At 71.6% G+C, this 20,555-nt stretch carries 12 protein-coding genes; 9 read left to right on the top strand and 3 right to left on the bottom strand.

From position 1 onward, the window contains the following. Positions 1–73: 73 nt before the first annotated feature. Positions 74–1,033 carry a DNA polymerase domain-containing protein gene (locus Aut01nite_RS09865; RefSeq protein ID WP_043523064.1) on the bottom strand — a complete coding sequence of 320 codons (960 nt, stop codon included), beginning with the start codon at positions 1,031–1,033 and terminating at the stop codon, positions 74–76. Between the two features lie 86 nt (positions 1,034–1,119). Next, a complete protein-coding gene (locus Aut01nite_RS09860; protein ID WP_043523129.1) occupies positions 1,120–2,385 on the bottom strand; it encodes an ABC transporter substrate-binding protein in 1,266 nt (421 codons plus the stop codon). 187 nt (positions 2,386–2,572) lie between these two features. Between Aut01nite_RS09860 and Aut01nite_RS09855 the strand changes: the two genes are divergently transcribed. Continuing rightward, on the top strand, positions 2,573–2,881 hold the full coding sequence (locus tag Aut01nite_RS09855; protein WP_043523063.1) for a hypothetical protein: 309 nt from the start codon (positions 2,573–2,575) through the stop codon (positions 2,879–2,881). 24 nt (positions 2,882–2,905) lie between these two features. On the opposite strand, the gene rnhA is transcribed toward Aut01nite_RS09855, so the two are convergent. Next, positions 2,906–3,364, bottom strand: a complete 459-nt coding sequence (gene rnhA, locus Aut01nite_RS09850; RefSeq protein WP_043523062.1) for a ribonuclease HI — start codon at positions 3,362–3,364, stop codon at positions 2,906–2,908. Between the two features lie 142 nt (positions 3,365–3,506). Between rnhA and Aut01nite_RS09845 the strand changes: the two genes are divergently transcribed. From Aut01nite_RS09845 to Aut01nite_RS09810, 8 genes are all read left to right on the top strand, one after another. Next, positions 3,507–4,448, top strand: coding sequence for an ABC transporter ATP-binding protein (locus Aut01nite_RS09845; protein ID WP_236642552.1), 942 nt, complete (start codon positions 3,507–3,509; stop codon positions 4,446–4,448). Further along, positions 4,445–5,200, top strand: a complete 756-nt coding sequence (locus Aut01nite_RS09840) for an ABC transporter permease (protein WP_043523060.1) — start codon at positions 4,445–4,447, stop codon at positions 5,198–5,200. Before Aut01nite_RS09845 ends, Aut01nite_RS09840 begins: the two co-directional genes overlap by 4 nt. A 138-nt stretch (positions 5,201–5,338) precedes the next feature. Further along, complete coding sequence (locus Aut01nite_RS09835; protein ID WP_152628513.1) at positions 5,339–6,175, top strand: ABC transporter ATP-binding protein; 837 nt, start codon at positions 5,339–5,341, stop codon at positions 6,173–6,175. After that, entirely contained in the window at positions 6,172–6,960 is a 789-nt protein-coding gene (locus Aut01nite_RS09830; RefSeq protein ID WP_043523059.1) for an ABC transporter permease, read from the top strand. The genes Aut01nite_RS09835 and Aut01nite_RS09830 overlap by 4 nt, the downstream gene beginning before the upstream one ends. Positions 6,961–6,965: 5 nt before the next feature. Further along, a complete protein-coding gene (locus tag Aut01nite_RS09825; RefSeq protein ID WP_043523058.1) occupies positions 6,966–8,099 on the top strand; it encodes a sensor histidine kinase in 1,134 nt (377 codons plus the stop codon). Continuing rightward, positions 8,096–8,713: a response regulator gene (locus Aut01nite_RS09820; protein WP_043523057.1), complete on the top strand. Its 618-nt coding sequence runs from the start codon at positions 8,096–8,098 to the stop codon at positions 8,711–8,713. Before Aut01nite_RS09825 ends, Aut01nite_RS09820 begins: the two co-directional genes overlap by 4 nt. 129 nt (positions 8,714–8,842) lie before the next feature. Next, the gene (locus Aut01nite_RS09815; protein ID WP_043523056.1) at positions 8,843–15,859 is read left to right on the top strand and encodes a Calx-beta domain-containing protein; all 7,017 of its coding nucleotides are present in this window, start codon (positions 8,843–8,845) and stop codon (positions 15,857–15,859) included. Next, a complete protein-coding gene (locus Aut01nite_RS09810) occupies positions 15,859–20,424 on the top strand; it encodes a Calx-beta domain-containing protein (RefSeq protein WP_204037490.1) in 4,566 nt (1,521 codons plus the stop codon). Before Aut01nite_RS09815 ends, Aut01nite_RS09810 begins: the two co-directional genes overlap by 1 nt. Positions 20,425–20,555: the final 131 nt, after the last annotated feature.

The following is a 20,555-nucleotide window of genomic DNA, read 5'->3' as shown; positions in this document are numbered from 1 at the left end:
TCGTCCCGCCGCTGTCACCCGCATCGACGCCTCCCGGTTACGGGACTACACCATTCGCTGTACACCCTGGGCCCTAGCTCTTCTCCCCTTCGGCCTCCCGTCGTGCGCGGGCCCGGCGCTTGCCCTCGTGCATGGCCTGGACCCGGGCGACCGGGATGGTGTGGCCCTCGGCGATCAGGCCGGCGTCGAGGGTCTGCGGGGCGGGCATCCCGTCCGCCCACGGATCCCGGTCGCCGAGCAGGCCGGGCGCGGTGTGCAGGGTGAAGTCGGCGGGGGTCACCCGGTCGAGGTCGGACCACGCGACCGGGAACGAGACGGGCGTCCCCGGCCGGGCGCGGGGGCTGTACGTGGCCACCACTGTCGCCCCACCGGCTCGGGTCGCGTCGAGGAACACCTTGCCGTGCCGGTCCTCGCGGATGAACGCGGTGGTGGCGAGCGCCGGGTCGATCCGTTCGGCGCGGGCGGCGACGGCGCGCTGGGCGGCGGCCACGTCCTCCGGGGCGGGATCCCCGGTGAGCGGCACGAAGACGTGAACGCCCTTGGCGCCGCTGGTCTTCACCGCCCCGGACATCCCGGCGTCGGCGAGCGCCTGCCGGACCAGCCGGGCCCCGGCCACGGCCAGGTCGAACCCGCCGTCCTCCGGCGGGTCCAGATCCATGATCAGGTGGGTGGGATGCGGTGAACCGGCGGTCGTCAGCGCCGGGTGGTACTCCACGGCCCGCTGGTTGCCCAGCCAGAACAGGGTGCGCCGGTCGCCGGCCAGAGCGTAGGTCACCTCGCGGTGCGAGGAGTCCGCCCAGACCGTCACCCGGGGCACCCAGTCCGGCGTGTACTTCGGCAGGTTCTTCTGCATGAACCGGTCCTGGCCGCGGAGCACCCGGATGACCGAGAGCGGCCGGTCGCGCAGCACCGGCAGGAGACGGCCGCTCATCGCGTCGAGGTAGTCGACCAGGTCGCGCTTGGTCGCCCCGGCGGAGGGGAACAGCTCCTGATCCAGATTGGTCAGCGGTACGCCGTCACGTTCCTCACCCATGCACCCATCTTGCCGGTTCCGGTTCGATCCGGCTGGTTGTCAGGGCCGGCTCAGCGCCGCTGGCACTGACGACCAGCCGGGCCTTTCTACTGCCGGCGGATGAACTGCTTGGCGGCGGCGGCCAGGGCGCTCTGCAGGACGCCCGCGTCGCCGGAGGTGGAGAAGGCGCCGAGCGCGGCGTTGGCAGCGTTCTGCCAGGGCTGCGAGCAGGCCGAGCCGTGCGCGCAGGACGGCACCGGCAGACCCGACTTCCAGTCCGCCGCCGTCGCGATCTGGTAGTCGGTGAAGCCCTCGGTGGGTGCGTCGGTACGGGCCGGGATCGAGCCCTTCCGCGCGTTGAACGCCTGCTGTCCCGGCGCCGAGGCGACCGTCCGCAGCCAGCACGTCGCGCCGTCCGGGTTGGCCGCGCCGGTGGTCAGCGTGAACGAGTCGGCCAGCCACTGGAAGGCCGTCCCGTTGCCGGGGAAGACGAACGTGTCGTACCCGGCGAAGCTGTTCGCGGTGAGCTCGGCGGCCGCCCAGTCACCCATCAGCTGATAACCGGCCTTGCCGTCGATGAGCAGCCGCTGCGCCTGCGGCCAGTCGAGGGAGTCCCGGTCGGCGTTGCTGTATTCCAGGATGGTGCCGTAGTCCTTGATCGCCTTCGTGACGACCGTGCCGGTCCACGGGGTCGTGCCGGTGAACAGCCCGGTGAACCGCTGCGGGCCGAGTTCGCTGAGCAGCACCGCCTCCAGCAGCATGAGCTGGGTCCAGTCCCGCCCGAGGGCCAGCGGTGACTCGACGCCCGCCGCGCGCAGCCTCTTCAGGTTGCCGACGAACTCGGCGAGGCTCTTCGGCGGCAGCAGGATGCCGGCGTCGGACAGCACCTGGTCGTTGGTCCAGACGACGTTGGCCCGATGCACCCCGGCCGGCACCGAGTAGATCTTGCCGTTCACGGTCAGGCCCTCGACCAGTCCGTCCGGCAGCGCCTCCCGCAGGCCCCAGGAGTCGAACGCGGCGGTGAGATCGGCGACCTGGCCGGCGTCGATCCGGTCGAGCAGTTCCGCCCCGGCGTGCACCTGGAACGTGTCCGGGGGGTCGTTCTGTCGCAGGCGGGCGTCGAGCACCTGCTTGGCGTTGATCCCGGCGCCGCCGGCGACCACGCCGTTCTCGAACGTCTGTCCCGCGCAGTCGGCGGCGAACCGGGCGACCAGGGCGTCCAGCCCGGCCTTCTCGCCGCCCTCGGCCCACCAGGTGAAGACCTCGACCGTCGTGGCCCGGGACTCGTCATCGTCGCCGGACCCGCAGGCGGACGCCACCAGGAGCGCGGCGGCGCTGACGACGGCCGTCAGGGCGCGTCGTGTGCTGCGCATGGTCTTCCCCATTCACTAAAGCTCGAATGTGACTAACCGTTAGTGTCACACCCGCCTGAGCGGCGAGGTCACACGGGCGGGTGAACCGGATGATTACTGAGAGTGAGTTGAGCCTTCGAGTTAATTCTTCGGGGGTACGTCGAACGGTCCATAGCTGATTGTCTATCCAGCTCGTCACCATTGAGGCATGAACGCACCGGGCGACACCATCCTTCTCGTCATTCTGGCCGCCGCCCTGATGGCCTGTTCCGGATATGCGGCGGGGCGGCTGCACCAGCGCCGCGAGAGCGGGCCGGAGCGGGAGGCGGCGTACCGGGAGGGCTACGACGCGGCGACCCGCGACGTGTTCGGCATGGCGGCCCGGGCGGCCGGCCGGGAGGCGCTCGCCCCGTCCGCGGGACGGCACGCGGTGCCCGACGAACTGGTCGAGGCGGCGACGCGGCTGCTGACGGCGGACCGGATGGCCCGCGCCCGGGTGCCGCGCCCGCGCTCCTGAACGGGCTACGACCTCCTGAACGGGCTACGACCTCCTGGCGGCTTCGACCGCCTCGCGCAGCCCCCGGGTGGCGAGGCGGTCGGCCCGCTCGTTCTCCGGATGGCCGGCGTGCCCCTTCACCCAGTGCCAGGTCACGTCGTGCCTCCGGACCGCCTCGTCGAGCCGTTTCCACAGGTCCACGTTCTTCACCGGCTGCCGGGCCGCGGTCATCCAGCCGTTCTTCTTCCAGTTCTTCAGGTACTGGGTGATGCCGTTGCGCACGTACACGCTGTCGGTGTAGATCTCCACCGTCAGCGGCGCCCGGTTCAGCGTCTCGAGGGCCCGGATCGGGGCCATCAGCTCCATCCGGTTGTTCGTGGTCGGGTCGGCCTCGCCGCCGCAGAGATCCTTCTCCGCCCGTCCCCAGCGCAGCACCGCACCCCACCCGCCGGGACCGGGGTTGGGGGCGCACGCCCCGTCGGTGTAGATCTGCACCACGCCCATGGGAGGAGAGGCTACGGCCTCAGGGATGAGGCGCACCGGCCGGAGCCGGGGCACCGTGGGGTGAGACAGGCCATCGGCGCGCACCGCCGGGCCGGGCTTTCCGGCGGCCACCGTATGGTGGCGGTGGCGGACGGATCTGCGAATGGCGGGACTCATGGTTGGTGGCGACGCGGCCGCGGTCGAGGTCAGAGACGTCGTGGTGCGCTACGGCGACACGACGGCCGTCGGCGGGGTGTCCCTGTGCCTGCCACGCGGGCGGGTGCTCGCCCTGCTCGGGCACAACGGCGCCGGCAAGACCAGCCTGCTGCAGGTGTGCGAGGGTTTCCGCCGGCCGGACGGCGGCGAGGCCCGGGTGCTGGGGCTGGACCCGGTCGGCGACCACGACGCGCTGATGCCGCGGCTCGGCATCATGTTGCAGGCCGGCGGCGTCTACCCGTGGGCCACGGCCGGGGAGATCCTGCGGCTGTTCGCCTCGTTCGCGGCGAACCCGCTCGACACCGACATGCTGCTGGACCGGCTCGGCCTGCGGAAGTTCGAGCGGACCCGGTTCCGCCGGCTCTCCGGTGGCGAGCAGCAGCGGCTCAGCCTCGCGGTGGCCCTGGTCGGCCGGCCCGAGCTGGTCTTCCTGGACGAGCCGACCGCCGGCATGGACACCGAGGCCCGGCACACCACCTGGCAGCTGATCGAGGAGCTCCGCGCCGACGGCGTGTCGGTCCTGCTCACCACCCATCTGCTGGACGAGGCCGAGCGGCTCGCCGACGACGTGGTGATCCTGCGGGCCGGGCGGGTCGCGGCGACCGGCACACCGGCCGAGCTGACCTCCGCCGCCGCGATCGAGGTGCTCGAGCTGCGCGCCGGCCCGGGCCTGGACCTGACCGGCCTGGGCGCCCGCTGGACGGCCGCCGAGACCACCCCCGGGCAGTACGCGATCTCCGGCGCCCTGGACACCGCCGGGCTGGCCGAGGTGCTGGCCTGGTTCGCGAGCGCCGGCGCCGACGTGACAGCGGTGAACACCCGACGCCGCACCCTCGAGGACGTCTACCTGTCCCTGACCACGCCGACCCCGGTGGGAGCCGCCCAGTGAGCACCTTCGCCCCCGCGCCGGGACGGGCCCCGATGCGCGCGATCCTGTCCAGCCAGATCCGGATGGAGCTGCTGCTGACGGCCCGCCGGGGTGAGGCGGTGGTGCTCGCGATGGGCGTGCCGCTGCTGGTCCTGCTCGGCGCCGGCCTCTTCGACGTGACCAACCTGCCGACCGGGGACCGTCTCGGGTACGTGGTTCCCGGCGTCCTGGCGCTGACCGTCATGTCGACCGCGTTCACCGGGCAGGCCATCACCACGGGCTACGAGCGCAGTTACGGCGTACTGAAGAGGCTCGGCGCCTCGCCGCTGACCCGGCCCGGCCTGCTGCTCGCCAAGACCGCCGCGATCGCCGTCCAGATCGTGGTGCAGATCCTGGTGCTGGCGCTGGTCGGACTGGCCGTCGGCTGGCGGCCGGAGGCCGGCGCGGTGCTGCCCGCGCTGGGGGTGACCGTGCTGGCCATCGCCGGTTACAGCGGTCTGGCGCTGCTGCTGGCCAGCGTCCTCAAGCCGGAGACCACCACCGGCGCGGCCACCCTGATCTACGTGGTGATGCTGTCGGTCGGCGGGATCATGTTCGGCGCGCCCGACCTGGGCGTCGCCGGCTGGTTCCTGCTGCCGCTGGCCGCGCACGCCGAGGCGCTGCGGGAGACCCTGATGCACGGTGGCCCGGTGCCGGTCGGGGTCTGGCTGGCCCTGGCCGCGTGGGCGATCGTCTGGCCGGCCCTGGCCGCCCGCAAGTTCCGCTGGGAGTGACCCGGCGCCGGACCGGCGGGTGCGGTCCGGCCGCCGCCCGGAAGACACCCGCCGGGCTCGGGTCCACCGATCGGTGGACAACCGGTGACAGTCGCGCGGTCGTCCCTCTCCACCTCGGAGGACGGCACGATCAGAGGCATGGAAGCCATCGAGGTAACCGGACTTCGTAAGACGTACGGCGGGCGGGACGCGGTCGCGGGCATCGACCTCGTCGTCGCCCGCGGCGAGATCTTCTCCCTGCTCGGCCCGAACGGCGCCGGCAAGACCACCACCGTGGAGATCCTGGAAGGACACCGCCGCCGGACCGCCGGTGACGTGCGGGTGCTCGGCGAGGACCCGGGGCGGGCCGGGTCGGCGTGGCGGGCCCGGATCGGGATCGTGCTCCAGGACGCGGCAGACGCCGCCGACCTCACCGTGTCGGAGATGGTCGGCCACGTCGCCGGCTTCTACCCCGACCCGCACAAGGCGGGCGAGGTGATCGAGCGGGTCGGGCTGAGCGAGAAACGGAACAGCAAGATCCGTACCCTCTCCGGGGGCCAGCGCCGCCGCGTCGACGTGGCCCTCGGCATCATCGGCCGGCCCGAGCTGCTCTTCCTCGACGAGCCGACCACCGGGTTCGACCCGGAGGCGCGCCGGCAGTTCTGGGATCTGATCCGCACCCTGGCCGCCGACGGCACCACGATCGTGCTGACCACCCACTACCTGGACGAGGCGGAGGCCCTGGCCGACCGGCTCGCGGTGGTCGCGGCCGGCCGGATCGTCGCCGAAGGCACCCCGGCCACGCTGGGCGGGCGGTCCGGGGCCGAGGCCCGGGTCAGCTGGGTCGAGAACGGGACGGCCCGCACCGAGCAGGTCACCGACCCGACCGACCTGATCCGGCGGCTGGTGCACGACGGCGCCGACCTGAGCACCCTGACGATCACCCGGCCCACCCTCGAAGACACCTACCTGAGCCTGATCGGAGCCTCCCGATGATCGCCGTCAGCCTGAGCCGTGGTCACGTGGAGCTGCTGCAGTTCCTGCGGGACCGGACCGCGGTGATCTTCACGTTCTTCTTCCCGGCGCTGCTCCTGCTGCTGTTCGGGACGATCTTCGGCAGCACGTCGACCGAGGCCGGGGTGTCGGTCAGCCGGGTCTTCACGGCCAGCATGATCGCCTACGGCATCCTGAACACGGCGTTCGTGACGATGGGGTCCGGTCTGGCGATGGACCGGGAGGACGGGACGCTCAAGCGCCTGCGGGGTACGCCGATGCCCGCGGCCGCGTACCTCGTCGGGAAAGGTCTTCTGGTCCTGGCCCTGAGCATCGCCGAGGCCGCGGTGCTGATCGGCGTGGGTGTCCTGGTCTTCGACATGCCGCTGCCGGGCGACGCGCAGCACTGGCTGACGTTCGCCTGGATCTTCCTGCTCTCGGTGATCGGCTGCTCGATGCTCGGCATCGCGGTGAGCGGCCTGGTCAAGAACGCCCGCAACGCCGGCGCCATCCTGAACGTGCCGGTGGTCGCGCTGCAGTTCGTGTCCGGTGTGTTCATCCACCCGATGAGCCAGCTCCCGGACTGGCTGGAGAAGGTCGCGTCGATCTTCCCGGTCCGCTGGATGGCGCAGGGCTTCCGCTACGTCTTCCTGCCCGACGAGGCGAAGGTGCAGGAGATCGGCGGCAGCTGGGCGCTCGGCACGGTCGCCATGGTGCTCGGCGCGTGGTGTGTGATCGGATCAGTGCTGTGCCTGGTGACGTTCCGGTGGACCGCCCGAGACAAGTGAGACCGGTGGAGACCCCGTCGCCGTCGATCCGGCTGTGGGACCTGTACTTCCTGGTGGTCGCGGTGGCGATCGCGACCGTGGTCTTCCTGGTGGACGGCTATCCGGCCGGTACGCGGGCGGTCGCGGCCGCCGCCATCGCCGCCATCGCCGCGCTGTACGCCGCCGTCGCCCGCCCTCTGGTCCAGCGTGACGAACAGGGCTCGCCGTCGATGGCGGCGAGCCTGGGCTTCCTGGCGCTGTTCGCCGTGGCGGTCGTCGCGGTGCCCCTGGCCACCTGGATGATGTTCATGATCATCCCGTTGTTCTTCATGCTGGTGCCGCTGCGCCGGGCGGTCGCCCTGGTGTTCGTCGTCAACCTGATCCCGATCGCCGCCGAACTCCGCTACGGCGTCGAGGGCATCATGATCGACGTGGTGATCGCGGCGATCTCCACGGCCAGCGGCGTCTGCATCGGCGTCTGGATCACCAGGATGGCCGCGCAGAGCGAACAGCGGGCCCAGCTCATCGCCGAGCTGGAGGCCAACCGCGCCGAGGTGGAGCGGCTCTCGCACGAGGCCGGGATGCTGGCCGAGCGGACCCGGCTGGCCGGCGAGATCCACGACACTCTCGCCCAGGGCTTCACCAGCATCATCACGCTGGTCCAGGCGTCCGACCCGGAGTTGCGCGACGAGCGGCTGGCGCTCGCCGTGCGTACCGCACGGGAGAATCTGGCGGAATCCCGGGCCCTGATCGCGGCTCTCTCCCCGGCGGCCCTGGATTCCGCGACCCTTCCGGAGGCGGTACGCCGGCACGCCTCCCGATTCACCCAGGAGACCGGCGTGCCCGCCCCGGTCCGGATCACCGGTGACGTCCGTGAGCTGCCGACCCGGGTGGAGGTGGTGCTGCTGCGGGCCGCCCAGGAGGCGCTCACCAACGTGCGGCGGCACGCCGGGGCGAACGAGGCGGCGGTGCTGCTCGCCTACACGCCGGACTCGGTGCGGCTGCTCGTGCGGGACGACGGGCGCGGGTTCGATCCGGCCGCCGCCGACGGTTACGGTCTGGCCGGCATGCGGTCCCGTGCCGAGCAGGTCGACGGCGTCCTGACCGTGCGCAGCGACCCCTCGACCGGCACCATGATCGAAATGGAGATCCCCGCGTGATCCGCATCCTGCTCGTCGACGATCACCCGGTGGTACGGATGGGGCTGCGCGGCATGCTCGACGCCGAACCCGACCTGACCGTGATCGGCGAGGCGTCCTCGGGTGTGGAGGGGGTCGCCGTGGCCGTCGCCGAGCGGCCCGACATCGTGCTGATGGACCTGCGGATGCCCGGTGGCGACGGGGTGGAGGCCACCGGCCGGATCCTGGCGTCCGCCCCGGGCGTGCGGGTGATGGTCCTGACCACGTACGAATCGGACCGGGACATCCTGCGCGCGATCGAGGCCGGCGCCTCCGGTTACCTGCTCAAGGACGCCTCGCCCGCCGAACTGGCCGATGCGGTCCGGGCCGCCGCCCGGGGCGAGACGGTGCTCGCGCCGAGCGTCGCGTCGACGCTGGTGCGGCAGGTGCGCAGCCCGGCCCCGCCGGCCCTGTCGGCGCGGGAGACCGAGGTGCTCCGCCTGGTGTCCGGCGGGATGACGAACGCGGAGATCGGCAAGCGGTTGTTCATCAGCGAGGCCACGGTCAAGACGCACCTGCTGCGGGTCTTCAACAAGCTGGACGTGGCGGACCGGACGGCGGCGGTTACCACGGCCATGCGGCACGGCCTCCTGTAAAGCCGAATTCCTCTCAATAACGACTTTTCAGGCGGTTAGATTACGGGTGCGGTGCGCCCATCCGTAGTAACGGCCGATGCGCGCCGGTACCCCTCCCACCGCTGGCGTTTCGCCGGAGGAGTCGTCACCATGCGCGTTGATCAGGAAGTTCCGTTCCGGCTGTGGGCGCCAGGCCGGCTCCACGCCTTCGTGTCGCTCGCGGTGGTCGCGGCGGTCGGTCTCACGCCGGGGGTCGCGTACGCCGTACCCGCGGCGCCGTCTCCGACGGCGAGCATCGGCACACCCGTGCCGGCCGCCGAGGGGGAGGCGCTCCGCTTCCCGGTGACCCTCGCCGAGGCGCCCGACGCGTCGCTGACGCTCCTGTTGTCCACGACGGATGCCGGATCGGCCGCGGCCGGCGACATCAACGCGTTGTACAACCAGCCACTGACGTTCGAGCCGGACGGCGAGCTCACCCAGTACGTCGAGGTGTCCACCCGTCCCGACAACGAGGACGAGGGCACCGACGCGGACACGGCCGAGACGGTCGAGCTGAAGATCGTCGACTTCGGCGCCGCGACGCCGGGCCCGGACACCGCGACCGGGAAGATCATCGACGCGGTGATCTCGGTGGAGCCGGTCGACGAGATCACCGAGACCGACGGGCCCACCACGGAGTCCTTCGACATCAACCTCAACGTCGCCTTCCAGCGCGACACGTCGGTCACCTACGCGATCGCAGCCCACAGTTCCACCAGCGGCGGCGCCGACGAGACGTTGCTGGCGTTCCCGGCGGGGGTGACGACGAAGCGCGTCACCATCGACATCGCCGGCGACGACCTTTACGAGAGGGCGGACCGGAAGATCGACGTCACTCTCGCCCACTTCACCGGCGACGGCATCGGGATCAGGGGTCTGGGCACGACGTCCTTCCCGTTCCCGGAGGACGAGCCCCTCCCGGAGATCGAGTCGGTGACCGTCGGCGGGCCGGTGACCGAGGACGACGACGAGACGGTGACCGTCACGGTCAAACTGACCGGCAGGCTCGCGTACGACGGCGTCGTGACGGTGGACGACGTCGCCGGCGGCACCGCCAAGGCCGCCGTGCTCTTCGAGGACGGCCAGGTCCCGCTCGGCCAGGACGACTTCGAGGTCGCCGGCTCGCTCACCATCCCGGCCGGCTCGGACACCGGCACCATCGACGTGATGATCAAGGACGACGAGGTCTTCGAGCGGACGGAGGAGATCAAGCTCGTCATGTCGGGCGGGCAGGAGCCCCACATCGCCGATGCGAGCGAGTCCGTGACGATCACCGTCGTCGACGACGATCCCCAGCCGGTGATCACCTTCGACGGGTTCGAGGCGAACGAGGGCGCCGAGGACGTCCCCGTCTCGTTCAGTGTCTCCGGCGCCTTCGAGGGGCCCCTGCCCTGGACCGCCGAGGTCGGTCCCGACCTGACCGACGAGCGCTATCCGATCTTCGGCGACGACATCGACAAGACCGGACTGGAACTCGCCGGAGGCCTTCCGTCCGACGCCACCAAGATCGATCTCGGCTCTCTGGACGTGCCGCTCGGCAGCGCCGACGAATACGACGAACACGTCAAGTTCTCGGTCAAGGCGGCGGGCGTCGACGAGGTCAGCGAGTTCGGCGTCATCCACGACGACCCGAACCATCTGCCGCCCGAGCTCAGGGCGATGGACGCCAGGGTGCTGGAGGGCGGGACGGCCAAGGTGTCACCGGTGTGGCACTTCAACCACGACGGCAACACCGCCACCACCTCCGAGAGAGAGGTCAAGGTCGACTTCCGGACCTCTTCGGGTACGGCCGAGCAGGGCACCGACTTCACGGCGACCAGCGGAACCCTCCCGACCGACGACGTCTTCTGGGCGATGGTGCCGACGGCCGCCGACCAGGACGAGGAAGGCAGCGAGAACTTCACCGTCACCCTGTCGAACCCGGTGAACGCCACGATCGGCGACGACACGGCCACCGTGACGATCGCCGAGTCCATCCCCACCGTGAGCGTCGGGGACGCGGCACCCGTCGCCGAGAGCGACGAGCTCGAGTTCCCGGTCACCCTCTCCGAACCGGCGCCGGACCCGGTCACGGTCACGGTCGCCACCTCGGACGCCACCGCCAACGCCGGCCCCGACTACGAGGCGATCGTGCGGCAGGTGGACTTCGCGGCGGGAGAGTCGACCGCTGTCGTGAAGGTGGCGACGCAGGCGGACTCGCTGACGGAGGGCGAGGGCGAGACGGTCCACCTGAAGATCCTCGACCCGGGGGGCGTGTCTCTGGGCAACGAGCGCTCCGAGGGCCGGATCCTCGATCCGGTGCTCACCGTGACCTCGGACGGCGCCGTCGGCGAGGGCGACTCACCGGACGTCTCGACCGAGTACTTCGACCTCACCCTGAACAAGCCGCTCGGCGCCGACCTGAACTTCGAGTACAGGGTCGTCGCGGGCACCGCCACCGCCGATGAGGACATCGACGAGGTGTCCGCCATGCCGGTCACGATCGCGGCGGGGCAGACGTCGGCGCGGATCGCCGTGAAGATCCGTGGTGACGACGTCCACGAGGACCCGGACGAGACGTTCACCATCGTTCTCACCAGTCTGAGCGACACCGTCCTCGGTGACCGCGAGCACCCCTTCGTCATCGCCGACGACGACGTCGCGGCGCCGACGGTGAATCTCGGCGACGCGGTGGCCGTACCGGAGGGCGGTGTTCTGAAGTTCCCGGTGACCCTCGGAGCACCGAGCGACGCGCCGGTCAGCGTACGGGTCGGCACGACCGGCGGCACGGCGGTGGCCGGCGACGACTACACGGCGGTGACCGGCAAGGAGGTGACCTTCGCGCCCGGCGTCACCACCGCGACCGTCGAGGTGGCCACCACGGCCGACGGCACGGCGGAGAGCGATCCGGAGACCGTCACCCTGGAACTGACCGACGCGGGTGACGCGGTCGCGGGCACGGCGACCGGCACCGGCAAGATCGTCGACGGGGCCGTCACGCTGACCCCGGTCGGTGAGATCGTCGAAGGGAACTCCGGCGGCCGCGAGCAGCTCTTCGACGTGACCCTCAACGTCGCCGTGGACGCCGAGGTGACACTCGACTACGAGATCCTCGACGACACCACCACCAGCGGCGGCGTGGACATCGACGCGACGTCCGGCACGCTCACCTTCGCGCCGAACGCCACGAAGCAGCAGATCATCGTGCCGGTCTACGGCGACGCCGACGACGAGGGCGCCGGCGAGGTCTTCAAGATCAGGCTGTCGAACCTCACCGGACTGCAGGCGTCCGGTCTCGGCGAACACCCCTTCACCCTGATCGACGACGACGGCGCGCCGAGCATCGTCTCGGTCAGCAGCGTCTCGCAGCCCGAGGGCGACGGCGCGGGCACGGCCACGTACACGGTGAAGCTGAGCAACCCGGCCCTCGGCACCACGGTGCTGGACGTCACCGGGGCCGGCGGGACCGCGGTCCAGCCCGCCGGTGGTGTCGGCGCCGGCGACTACACCACTCCGGCGACCGTGACGTTCAGCGAGAACGAGACCTCGAAGACGTTCGACGTGACGGTCGACGGCGACACGGTCCTGGAAGGCGACGAGACCGCATCGATCGTCGTCACCCCGCGGGAGGGCGACCCGAACGTGGCCGGCGGAGCGCAGTCCGGCACGCTGACCCTGGTCAACGACGACGACCCGCCGACGATCACGGTGAACGGCTTCACGAAGCCCGAAGGGTCGCTCGGCGTCGCCGTCACGGCCACCGTCACCGGCGACGCACAGGCGCCCATCGTCTGGCGGGCGACCGCGACCGGCGGCTCCGACGGCTCCAGCGACCCCGCCGAGCCCGAGGACTTCGACGCCACCAACCTGATCACCTACGGTGACCTCGCGCCCGGGACCCGTACCCTCGACCTGGGCACGATCGGCCTGGACCAGGGCACCGCCGACGAGTTCGACGAGACCGTCAAGATCGGTGTGACGCTGGAGGGCTCGGAGACCGCGACCGGTTTCGGCGTCATCCAGGACTTCAGCACGCATCTCCCGCCCGGCATCCACACCCCGGCGTCGGTGACGGCCACCGAGAACGGGACCGTGACGATCCCGGTCGGCCTCGACTTCGAGGAACCCCTCGGCACCACGGCCGATGCGACCGAGAAGACCATCACCGCCGACTACACCTTCACCCCGGGCTCGGCCACCGCCGGTGACGACTACGACGCCACCCCGGGGCAGGTGACGTTCCCGCCGGGCCAGACGACCCGGACCATCACCGTGCCGATCCCGCCGGACCTGGTCGCGGACGCGGGCGAGACCTTCACCGTGACCGTCGGCAACGCCCTCAACGCCGCCTCCGGCGCCGGTTCCTCGACCACCGTGACCATCGACGAGGCGGGACCTGCGCACACCTTCACGGTGACCCCGGACGTGACCGCGGCCGAGGGGCAGCCCGGCGCGGCCGAGTTCGCCGTCCGGCTCGACGCGCCGGCCGTCGAGGACGTCGACCTCACCGTCACCGCTGCCGACGGCACCGCCCGCCGCGGCGCCGGAGTGCCGGGCGGCGACGACTTCACCACGCCGAACGGCACCCTGCGGATCCTGAAGGGCCAGCAGACCGGCACGGTCAGCGTGCCGATCCTCGACGACGACGTCTACGAGGAGAACGAGACCGCGGAGATCACGGTCGCCGTCGCACCGGGGGAGACCGCCGCCGCCGGCGACCCGCGAACGGCCGCCCTGGCCGTCACCGACGACGACCCGGTGCCCACCCTGACCCTCAACGATGCCGCGTCCGGGGCCGAGGGCGGCACGGTCGACGTGATCGCCACCCCGTCCGGGGTCGCCGAGGACCCGATCGGCTACCTGCTGCGGCTCGGTGGCGACGCCGCGAACGGCGCCGACGCGGCGGAGATCGACGACTTCACCGGCGGCACCGTCGACGTCACCGTGCCCGGCGGCAGCACCGCCCCGGTGACCCTGCACTCGATCGCGCTCCGCAACGACGCCGTCGACGAGGCCGGCGAGACGATCAAGGCCGTCCTGGAGAGGGTCACCACGCCCGGATCCCCGGTCGAGGCCCGCTACCGGATCACCGACGATCCGCGGGACCTGCCGCCCGCGGTCTCGATCGGCGGGGCGACCGTCTCCGAGGCGCAGGGCCTCGCCGAGGTGCCGGTCACCCTCGACTTCCTCGGTGGCAACGGCGCGACCAGCACCGAACAGCCGGTCTCGGTCACCTTCGACACCTTCGGGGAGACCGCCGACACCACCGACTTCGAGCCGCCGTACGACGGGAACACCCTGATCGTCCCGGCCGGGCAGCGCAACGGCGTGATCCGGGTGCCGATCGTGAACGACCGCCGCGCCGAGAACCCGGAGACGTTCTACGTGCGGCTGCTCTCGGCCGCGCCGGAGGGAGCCGGGCTCAGCGGCGGCCTGGCCGGGGTCGTCATCGACGACGACGACGCGAACGCGCCGCGGCCGGAGTTCACCGTCAGCGGCGACGTCACCGCCGGTGAGGCGGGCGGCTCCGCCACCTTCGAGATCCGGCTCAGCGAACCGGCGCCCGGCGACATGGACCTCGACGTCGCCGTGGAACCCGGCACCGCCACCCCGGCCGGGGCCGCCGCGGGCGAGACCGACTTCGAGAACCCGCCTGCCACCGTACGGATCCCGGCGGGCGCGGTCAGCGCGCAGATCACCGTCCCGATCCGGCCGGACGAGGTGTACGAGGGCGACGAGACCGCCGTGCTCACCGCCGCCCTCGCCGCCGGGGGACTCGACGCCGCCGGATCGTCCCAGCGGAGCACCCTCACCATCACCGACGACGACCCGAAACCGTCGATCACGCTCGCCGAGACCGCCGCCACGGTCGCCGAGGGCGGCAGTTTCGAGGTGGTCGGCACGGTGCACGGGACGGCGCAGCGGGACGTCGAGATCGGCGGGTCGACCACCGCCGCCGCGGCGGCTCCCGGCGTGCGTACCCAGGCCGTCGTCAAGATCAAGAAGGGGGAGAAGCGCAAGCTCGTCGTCGAGCGCAAGCCGATCGTCCGGACGCTGGCCGGGGAGGACGCCGAACCGGCCGACTACGACCTCGGCGACGGTTTCGTCATCCCGGCCGGCACCCCCAGCGGCAGCCGGCTCTCCCTCGGCACGATCCGGTTCCGGGGCGACGGCATCGACGAGGACGACGAGACGGCCACGATCTCCTTCGGCGGCAGCGTCCTCACCTTCACGATCACCGACGACCCGGCGGACCAGCCGCCGACGGTCTCGGTCGGCGACGTGTCCGCCGGCGAGGACGACACGGCGGCCGAGGTGCCGGTGACCCTGGGCTTCCGGGGCGACGCCACCTCCACCGAACGGACCGTCACGGTGCCCTGGCAGACCGTCGACGGCACGGCCGACGCCGGCGAGGACTACCGCGGGGCCGGCGGAACCGTCACCATCGACCCGCTCGCCGGATCCGCCACCATCCGGGTGCCGCTGCTCGACGACGCCCGCGACGAGAAGGATCAGGCGTTCACCGTCCGGCTCGGCACCCCCGCACCGGCGGGCGTGACCGTCACGGGTGGGCCGGGCACCGTCACCATCACCGACGACGACAAACCCAAGGCGCCGACCCTGACCGCCCCGGCCATCATCGTCGGCGCGGGACGGCCCATCCTCCAGGGCGTGGCGGCTGCTGGGGCGAAGGTCGAACTGCTCAGTGCCGGCGGCGCCTCCGGTGGCACGTTCAAGGTGATCGGCTCCACCGTCGCCGACGACGACGGCGCCTACTCCTTCGAACCCAACATCGGCATCGGAGTACGGTTCCAGACCCGTGCCGCCGGCCTCAGCTCCCCGGTCCGCGCCGTGCAGATCCGCCAGGAACCCGTCGTGACCGTCGTGTCCGGCGCGCGGGGCCAGGCGACCGTCACCGTCGTCGGCGATCCCGACGAGGGCGGCCAGACCGTCCGGGTGCAGCGGCGGATCCGCGGCGAATGGCGGGAGGTCGACGACGGCCGGCTCGGCCCGAGGGGCCGGTTCGCCACCACCGTCCGCGGCCTCACCTCCGGCGGCACCGCGGTCTTCCGGGCGGTGATCACCGCGACGCCGTCGCTCGGCATCCTCGCCGGCGCCTCGGCGGCCCGCACGGTCAAGGTGAAGTGATGCCCATGCGTGACGGCGAGCAGGTCCCGTTCCGGCTGTGGGCTCCGGGCCGTCTGCACGCGGTGGTGTCGATGGCGATGGCCCTCGCGATGCCCGTTGCCGTGCCGATGTCGCCGGCGGCCGCCCGGTCCGGCGACCCGGTCCTCACGGTGACCCCGCTGGGCGGGACGATCCAGGAGGGAGACGGTGGTACGGGCACCGGCGCCCAGACCTTCGACATCACGCTGAGCGCCCCGCTGGAAACCGACCTGACCTTCGGTTACGCCTTCGCCGCCGGCACCGCCACCGACGGCGAGGACTTCGACGCGGTGCCCACCACACCGGTCACGATCGAGGCCGGCCAGACGCTGGTGCAGGTCCCGGTGGAGATCCGTGGCGACGAGGTCTACGAGGGCGCGGACGAGACGTTCACGATGACGCTCACCGGCCTGAGCGACACGATCCAGGGCGACCGTGAACACACCTTCGCCATCGCCGACGACGACACTCCGCCGACCATCGACATGTACGGCGGAGCCGATACGTCCGAGGGCGCGCCACTGGGACCCGTCTTCACCGTGACCGGCGTCGCCGACGACCCGATTCCCTGGACCGCGACCGTGCAGGGGATCGAGGCCGCCGACAACGACGCGGCCGGCCCTCAGGACATCATCCTCGGCAGGTTCGGGGAGAGGGCCCTCAGCGGCACCATCAAGCCGGGCGACACGAACATCACCATGCCGCAGCTGGGCTTCGTGGTGGACGGCATCGACGAGGCGGACGAGACACTCAAGGTCGTCATCGACGGCGGTATCGCGGGCACCGGAACCGCCTATGTCGGGTCCAGCGACTCCGAGAGTGAACGGCTGCCGAAGCTGATGATCCCTGCCGAGGTCTCGGTCACCGAAGGCGAGGTGACGTCGATTCCGGTTGATCTGGACTTCAAGGCGATCCCCGGGAACACGGCGACGTCGACCGAGAGGCACATCTATTCCGAGTACACCGTCAAGGCCGGCTCGGCGAGCACTGCCGACTACGGCGACACCTCCGGGTACCTGATGATCCGGGCCGGGGAGGCCTCAGGGCGGATCACCATCCCCACCACGCCCGACGCCGCGATCGAGACCCCCGAGTCATTCAAGGTCACCTACTCCGGGGAAGGGCCGGAGACGTCCACGGCCGAAACGACCGTCACGATCCGCGATGCCCCGCCGGTCGCGCCGAAGGTCTCGGTGCGGACACCTGCCGCGAAGGTGGTCGCCGAAGGTAAGACGCTCCGGTTCCCGGTCACGCTGAGTGGTGCCAGCGACAAGCCCATCACGGTGCGTGTCGCCACAGCCGACGGTACGGCCACGACCGCCGACGGCGACTACACCGCGGTGACCGAGGACGTCGTCTTCGGCCCCGGCGAGACGGTGAAGCACGTCGAGGTCCCGACCATCCGGGACACCGAACAGGAGACCGAGCCCGAGACCCTCGACCTGAGAGTCACCGATGCCGGCGGTGCGGTCCGGTCGGAGACGCCCGCCGCCACCGGCTCGGTCCTCGACGCGACCATCGCCGTGGGAACGCAGGGAGTGATCGCCGAGGGTGACAGCGGCGTCACCGAGCAGTACTTCGCCGTGCTCCTCAACGTCGACGTCGACGAGGAGGTACGCCTGAACTATCAGGTACTCCACGACACCACCGACGACGTGGACCTCGACACGGTGTCGGGCACGCTCGTCTTCCCCCCGGGCACCTATCAGCAGTTCATGGTGCCGATTCACGGTGACACCTCGGACGAGGGCGCCGGTGAGTCCTTCACGATCCGGCTGTCCGGCCTGACCGGGGTGGAGGCCACCGGACTCGGCGACCACCGGTTCCGGATCGTCGACGACGACGGCGCCCCGAGCATCGCCTCGGTCGCCCGGGAGTTCCCCGACGGCATCAACCCCGACGTGGAGGACGAAGGGAACACCACCGAGACGGCGCCCTTCACCGTGGAGTTGAGCCACCCCGCACCCGGCCCGATCGTTCTGGACGTCACCGGTGCGGATCAGACCGCGGTTCAGACCGAGGGCGGGATTGCCGGCGCCGACTACAGCGTGCCCTCGTCGGTGACTTTCGAGGAGGGCGAGAAGACCAAGACGTTCGACGTGACCATCAACGGCGATGCGGTCTGGGAGGACACCGAGACCGCGATGATCATGGTCTCCCCGCGCGACGGCGACCCGAACGTCATCGGTGACCCGGCGGGAGCCGAGCTGAGGCTCGAGAACGACGACGCCCCGCCGGCGCTCACCCTGAACACCGGTGCGTCCGGCACCGAGGGCGGCACCGTCGACGTGATCGCCACCCCGGCCGGGATCGCCGAGGACCCGATCGGCTACCTGCTGCGCCTCAGCGGTGACACGAGCGGCGCCGACCCCGCCGAAGCGACCGACTTCACCGGCGGCGACGTGAAGGTCACCGTGCCCGGCGGCGGCACCGGCCCCGTCACCCTGCACTCGATCAAGCTGGCCGGCGACACCGTCGACGAGGCGAGCGAGAGCATCGAGGCCGTCCTGGAGCACCCTGCCGCCCCGCCTGCCGAAGCCCGCTACGAGATCCGCGACGATCCGCTGGACTCGCCACCCGCCGTCTCGGTGGGTTCGGTGACGGCCGCCGAGAACCAGGGTTTCGCCGAGGTGCCCGTCACCCTGGAGTTCCTCGGCGGCGATACGACGAGCACCGAACAACGGGTCTCGGCCGGCTACGAGGTGCTCGGCGGCAGCGAGGACGTGGCGGAGCCGAGGACGGGCATCGTCGAGTTCGGGCCCGGCCAGACGAACAGTGTGATCCGGGTGCCGATCGTCGACGACAAGCGCGCCGAACCTGAGGGAAGCGTCACGGTGCGCGTGTTCGGGCCCAGCCCGGACGGCGTGGGGATCAATCAAGCCGAGGGCCGGATCGTCATCACCGACGACGACAAGGCCGTGCCGGCGTTCGCGGTGACCGGCGCGGTCACGGCAGGGGAGGCGTCCGGCTCCGCCGCCGTCGAGGTCAGCCTGAGCGAGCCCGCGCCCGTCGACATCGACCTCGACGTCGCGATCGGGTCCGGGACCGCCACCCCGTCCAGGGATTACGGCGAACCCGCGACCACGGTACGGATACCCGAGGGCCGGTCGAGCGCGCTGATCACCGTGCCGATCCGGCAGGACGAGGTGTACGAGGGTGACGAGACCGCCGTGGTGACGGTGTCCTCCGCGGGCGGCTCCTCGCAGCAGGCCGCGGTGACCATCACCGACGACGATCCGGAACCCACCGTCACGTTCGCGCAGACCACGGCCACCGTCGCCGAAGGCGGCAGTCTCGAGGTGAGAGGCACGGTCACCGGCACCCCGCAGCGGGACTACGTGATCGGTGACGGCGAGGCGACGGCCACCACGGCGCGTACCCGGCCCGTCGTCCGGGTCAAGCGCGGGGAGAGGCGCCGGCTCGTCGTCGAACGCGGGCCCGCCGTACGTGTCTTGGCCGACGACGGCGCCGAACCCGCCGACTACGACCTCGGCGACGGTCTCGTCATTCCGGCCGGCACGCCGAGCGGCAGCACGACCACCCTCGGCACCATCCGGTTCGCCGACGACAGCATCGACGAGGACGACGAGATCGCCGAACTCACCGTCGCCGGCGGCGTCATCCGATTCCGGATCACCGACGACCCGGCCGACCGGCCACCCACCGTGTCGATCGGCGATGCCGCGGTCAGCGAGGACGACGACGCGGCGGAGCTGCCGGTCACCCTGGACTTCCGGGGTGGCGCCGCCTCCACCGAGCGGGTCGTCACGGTGCCGTGGCAGACCGTGGACGGTACGGCCGAGGCGGGCCGCGACTATCGCAAGTCGGGTGGCGCCGTCACGATCGACCCGCTCGCGGGTTCCGCCACCGTCCGGGTGCCGCTGATCGACGACACCCGCGACGAGAAGGCCCAGAGCTTCACCGTCCGCCTCGGCGCCGCCGCTCCCGCGGGGGTGCCGGTGACCGGCGGGCCCGGCACGGTCACCATCACCGACGACGACAAGGCGACGGCGCCCACCCTGACCGCCCCTGCCACCCAGGCCGGCTCCGGGCGGGTGGTGCTCAGCGGTGTCGCGGCGGCCGGCGCCAAGGTGGAGCTGCTCAGCGCCGGTGGGGTCGCCGGTGGCACGTTCAAGGTGATCGGCACGACTGTCGCCGACGACGACGGTGCCTACACGTTCCAGCCCACCATCGGCATCGGAGTGCGGTTCCAGACCCGTGCCGCCGGTCTGAGCTCGCCGGTGCGCGTGGTGCGGATCAGGCAGGAACCGTCCCTGACCGCGGTCTCGAACGCGCGCGGCCAGGTCACGCTCACCGTGGCCGGGGATCCGGACGAGGGCGGCCAGACGGTGCGGGTGCAGCGGCGGATCCGCGGCGAGTGGCGGGAGGTCGACGACGGTCGGCTCGGCCCGAGGGGCCGGTTCGCCACCACCGTCCGCGGCCTCACCTCCGGCGGCACCGCGGTCTTCCGGGCGGTGATCACCGCTACGCCGTCGCTCGGCATTCTCGCCGGAACCTCGGCGTCCCGGACGGTGAAAGTGAAATAAGGGGCGTGGCGGTGCGAAGGGCGGTCCGATCGGGCCGCCCTTTCCCCGTTCCCCAACCCTGGGGGTACGACCCGCGAGTACAGTACGCCGCTGGTCAGGGTGCTGATCGCGGCCGGTCAGAGCCACCCGAC

Origin of the sequence: Actinoplanes utahensis (assembly GCF_016862455.1) — a bacterium.
GTDB lineage: Bacteria > Actinomycetota > Actinomycetes > Mycobacteriales > Micromonosporaceae > Actinoplanes > Actinoplanes utahensis.
This window is presented reverse-complemented; position numbering and strand designations above follow the sequence as displayed.

What these genes read in the sequence shown, in the direction of transcription:
- Aut01nite_RS09865 (WP_043523064.1), bottom strand. Translation starts at nt 1,033, where the DNA reads ATGGGTGAGGAACGTGACGGCGTACCGCTGACCAATCTGGATCAGGAG.
- Aut01nite_RS09860 (WP_043523129.1), bottom strand. Translation starts at nt 2,385, where the DNA reads ATGCGCAGCACACGACGCGCCCTGACGGCCGTCGTCAGCGCCGCCGCG.
- Aut01nite_RS09855 (WP_043523063.1), top strand. Translation starts at nt 2,573, where the DNA reads ATGAACGCACCGGGCGACACCATCCTTCTCGTCATTCTGGCCGCCGCC.
- rnhA (WP_043523062.1), bottom strand. Translation starts at nt 3,364, where the DNA reads ATGGGCGTGGTGCAGATCTACACCGACGGGGCGTGCGCCCCCAACCCC.
- Aut01nite_RS09845 (WP_236642552.1), top strand. Translation starts at nt 3,507, where the DNA reads ATGGCGGGACTCATGGTTGGTGGCGACGCGGCCGCGGTCGAGGTCAGA.
- Aut01nite_RS09835 (WP_152628513.1), top strand. Translation starts at nt 5,339, where the DNA reads ATGGAAGCCATCGAGGTAACCGGACTTCGTAAGACGTACGGCGGGCGG.
- Aut01nite_RS09830 (WP_043523059.1), top strand. Translation starts at nt 6,172, where the DNA reads ATGATCGCCGTCAGCCTGAGCCGTGGTCACGTGGAGCTGCTGCAGTTC.
- Aut01nite_RS09815 (WP_043523056.1), top strand. Translation starts at nt 8,843, where the DNA reads ATGCGCGTTGATCAGGAAGTTCCGTTCCGGCTGTGGGCGCCAGGCCGG.
- Aut01nite_RS09810 (WP_204037490.1), top strand. Translation starts at nt 15,859, where the DNA reads ATGCCCATGCGTGACGGCGAGCAGGTCCCGTTCCGGCTGTGGGCTCCG.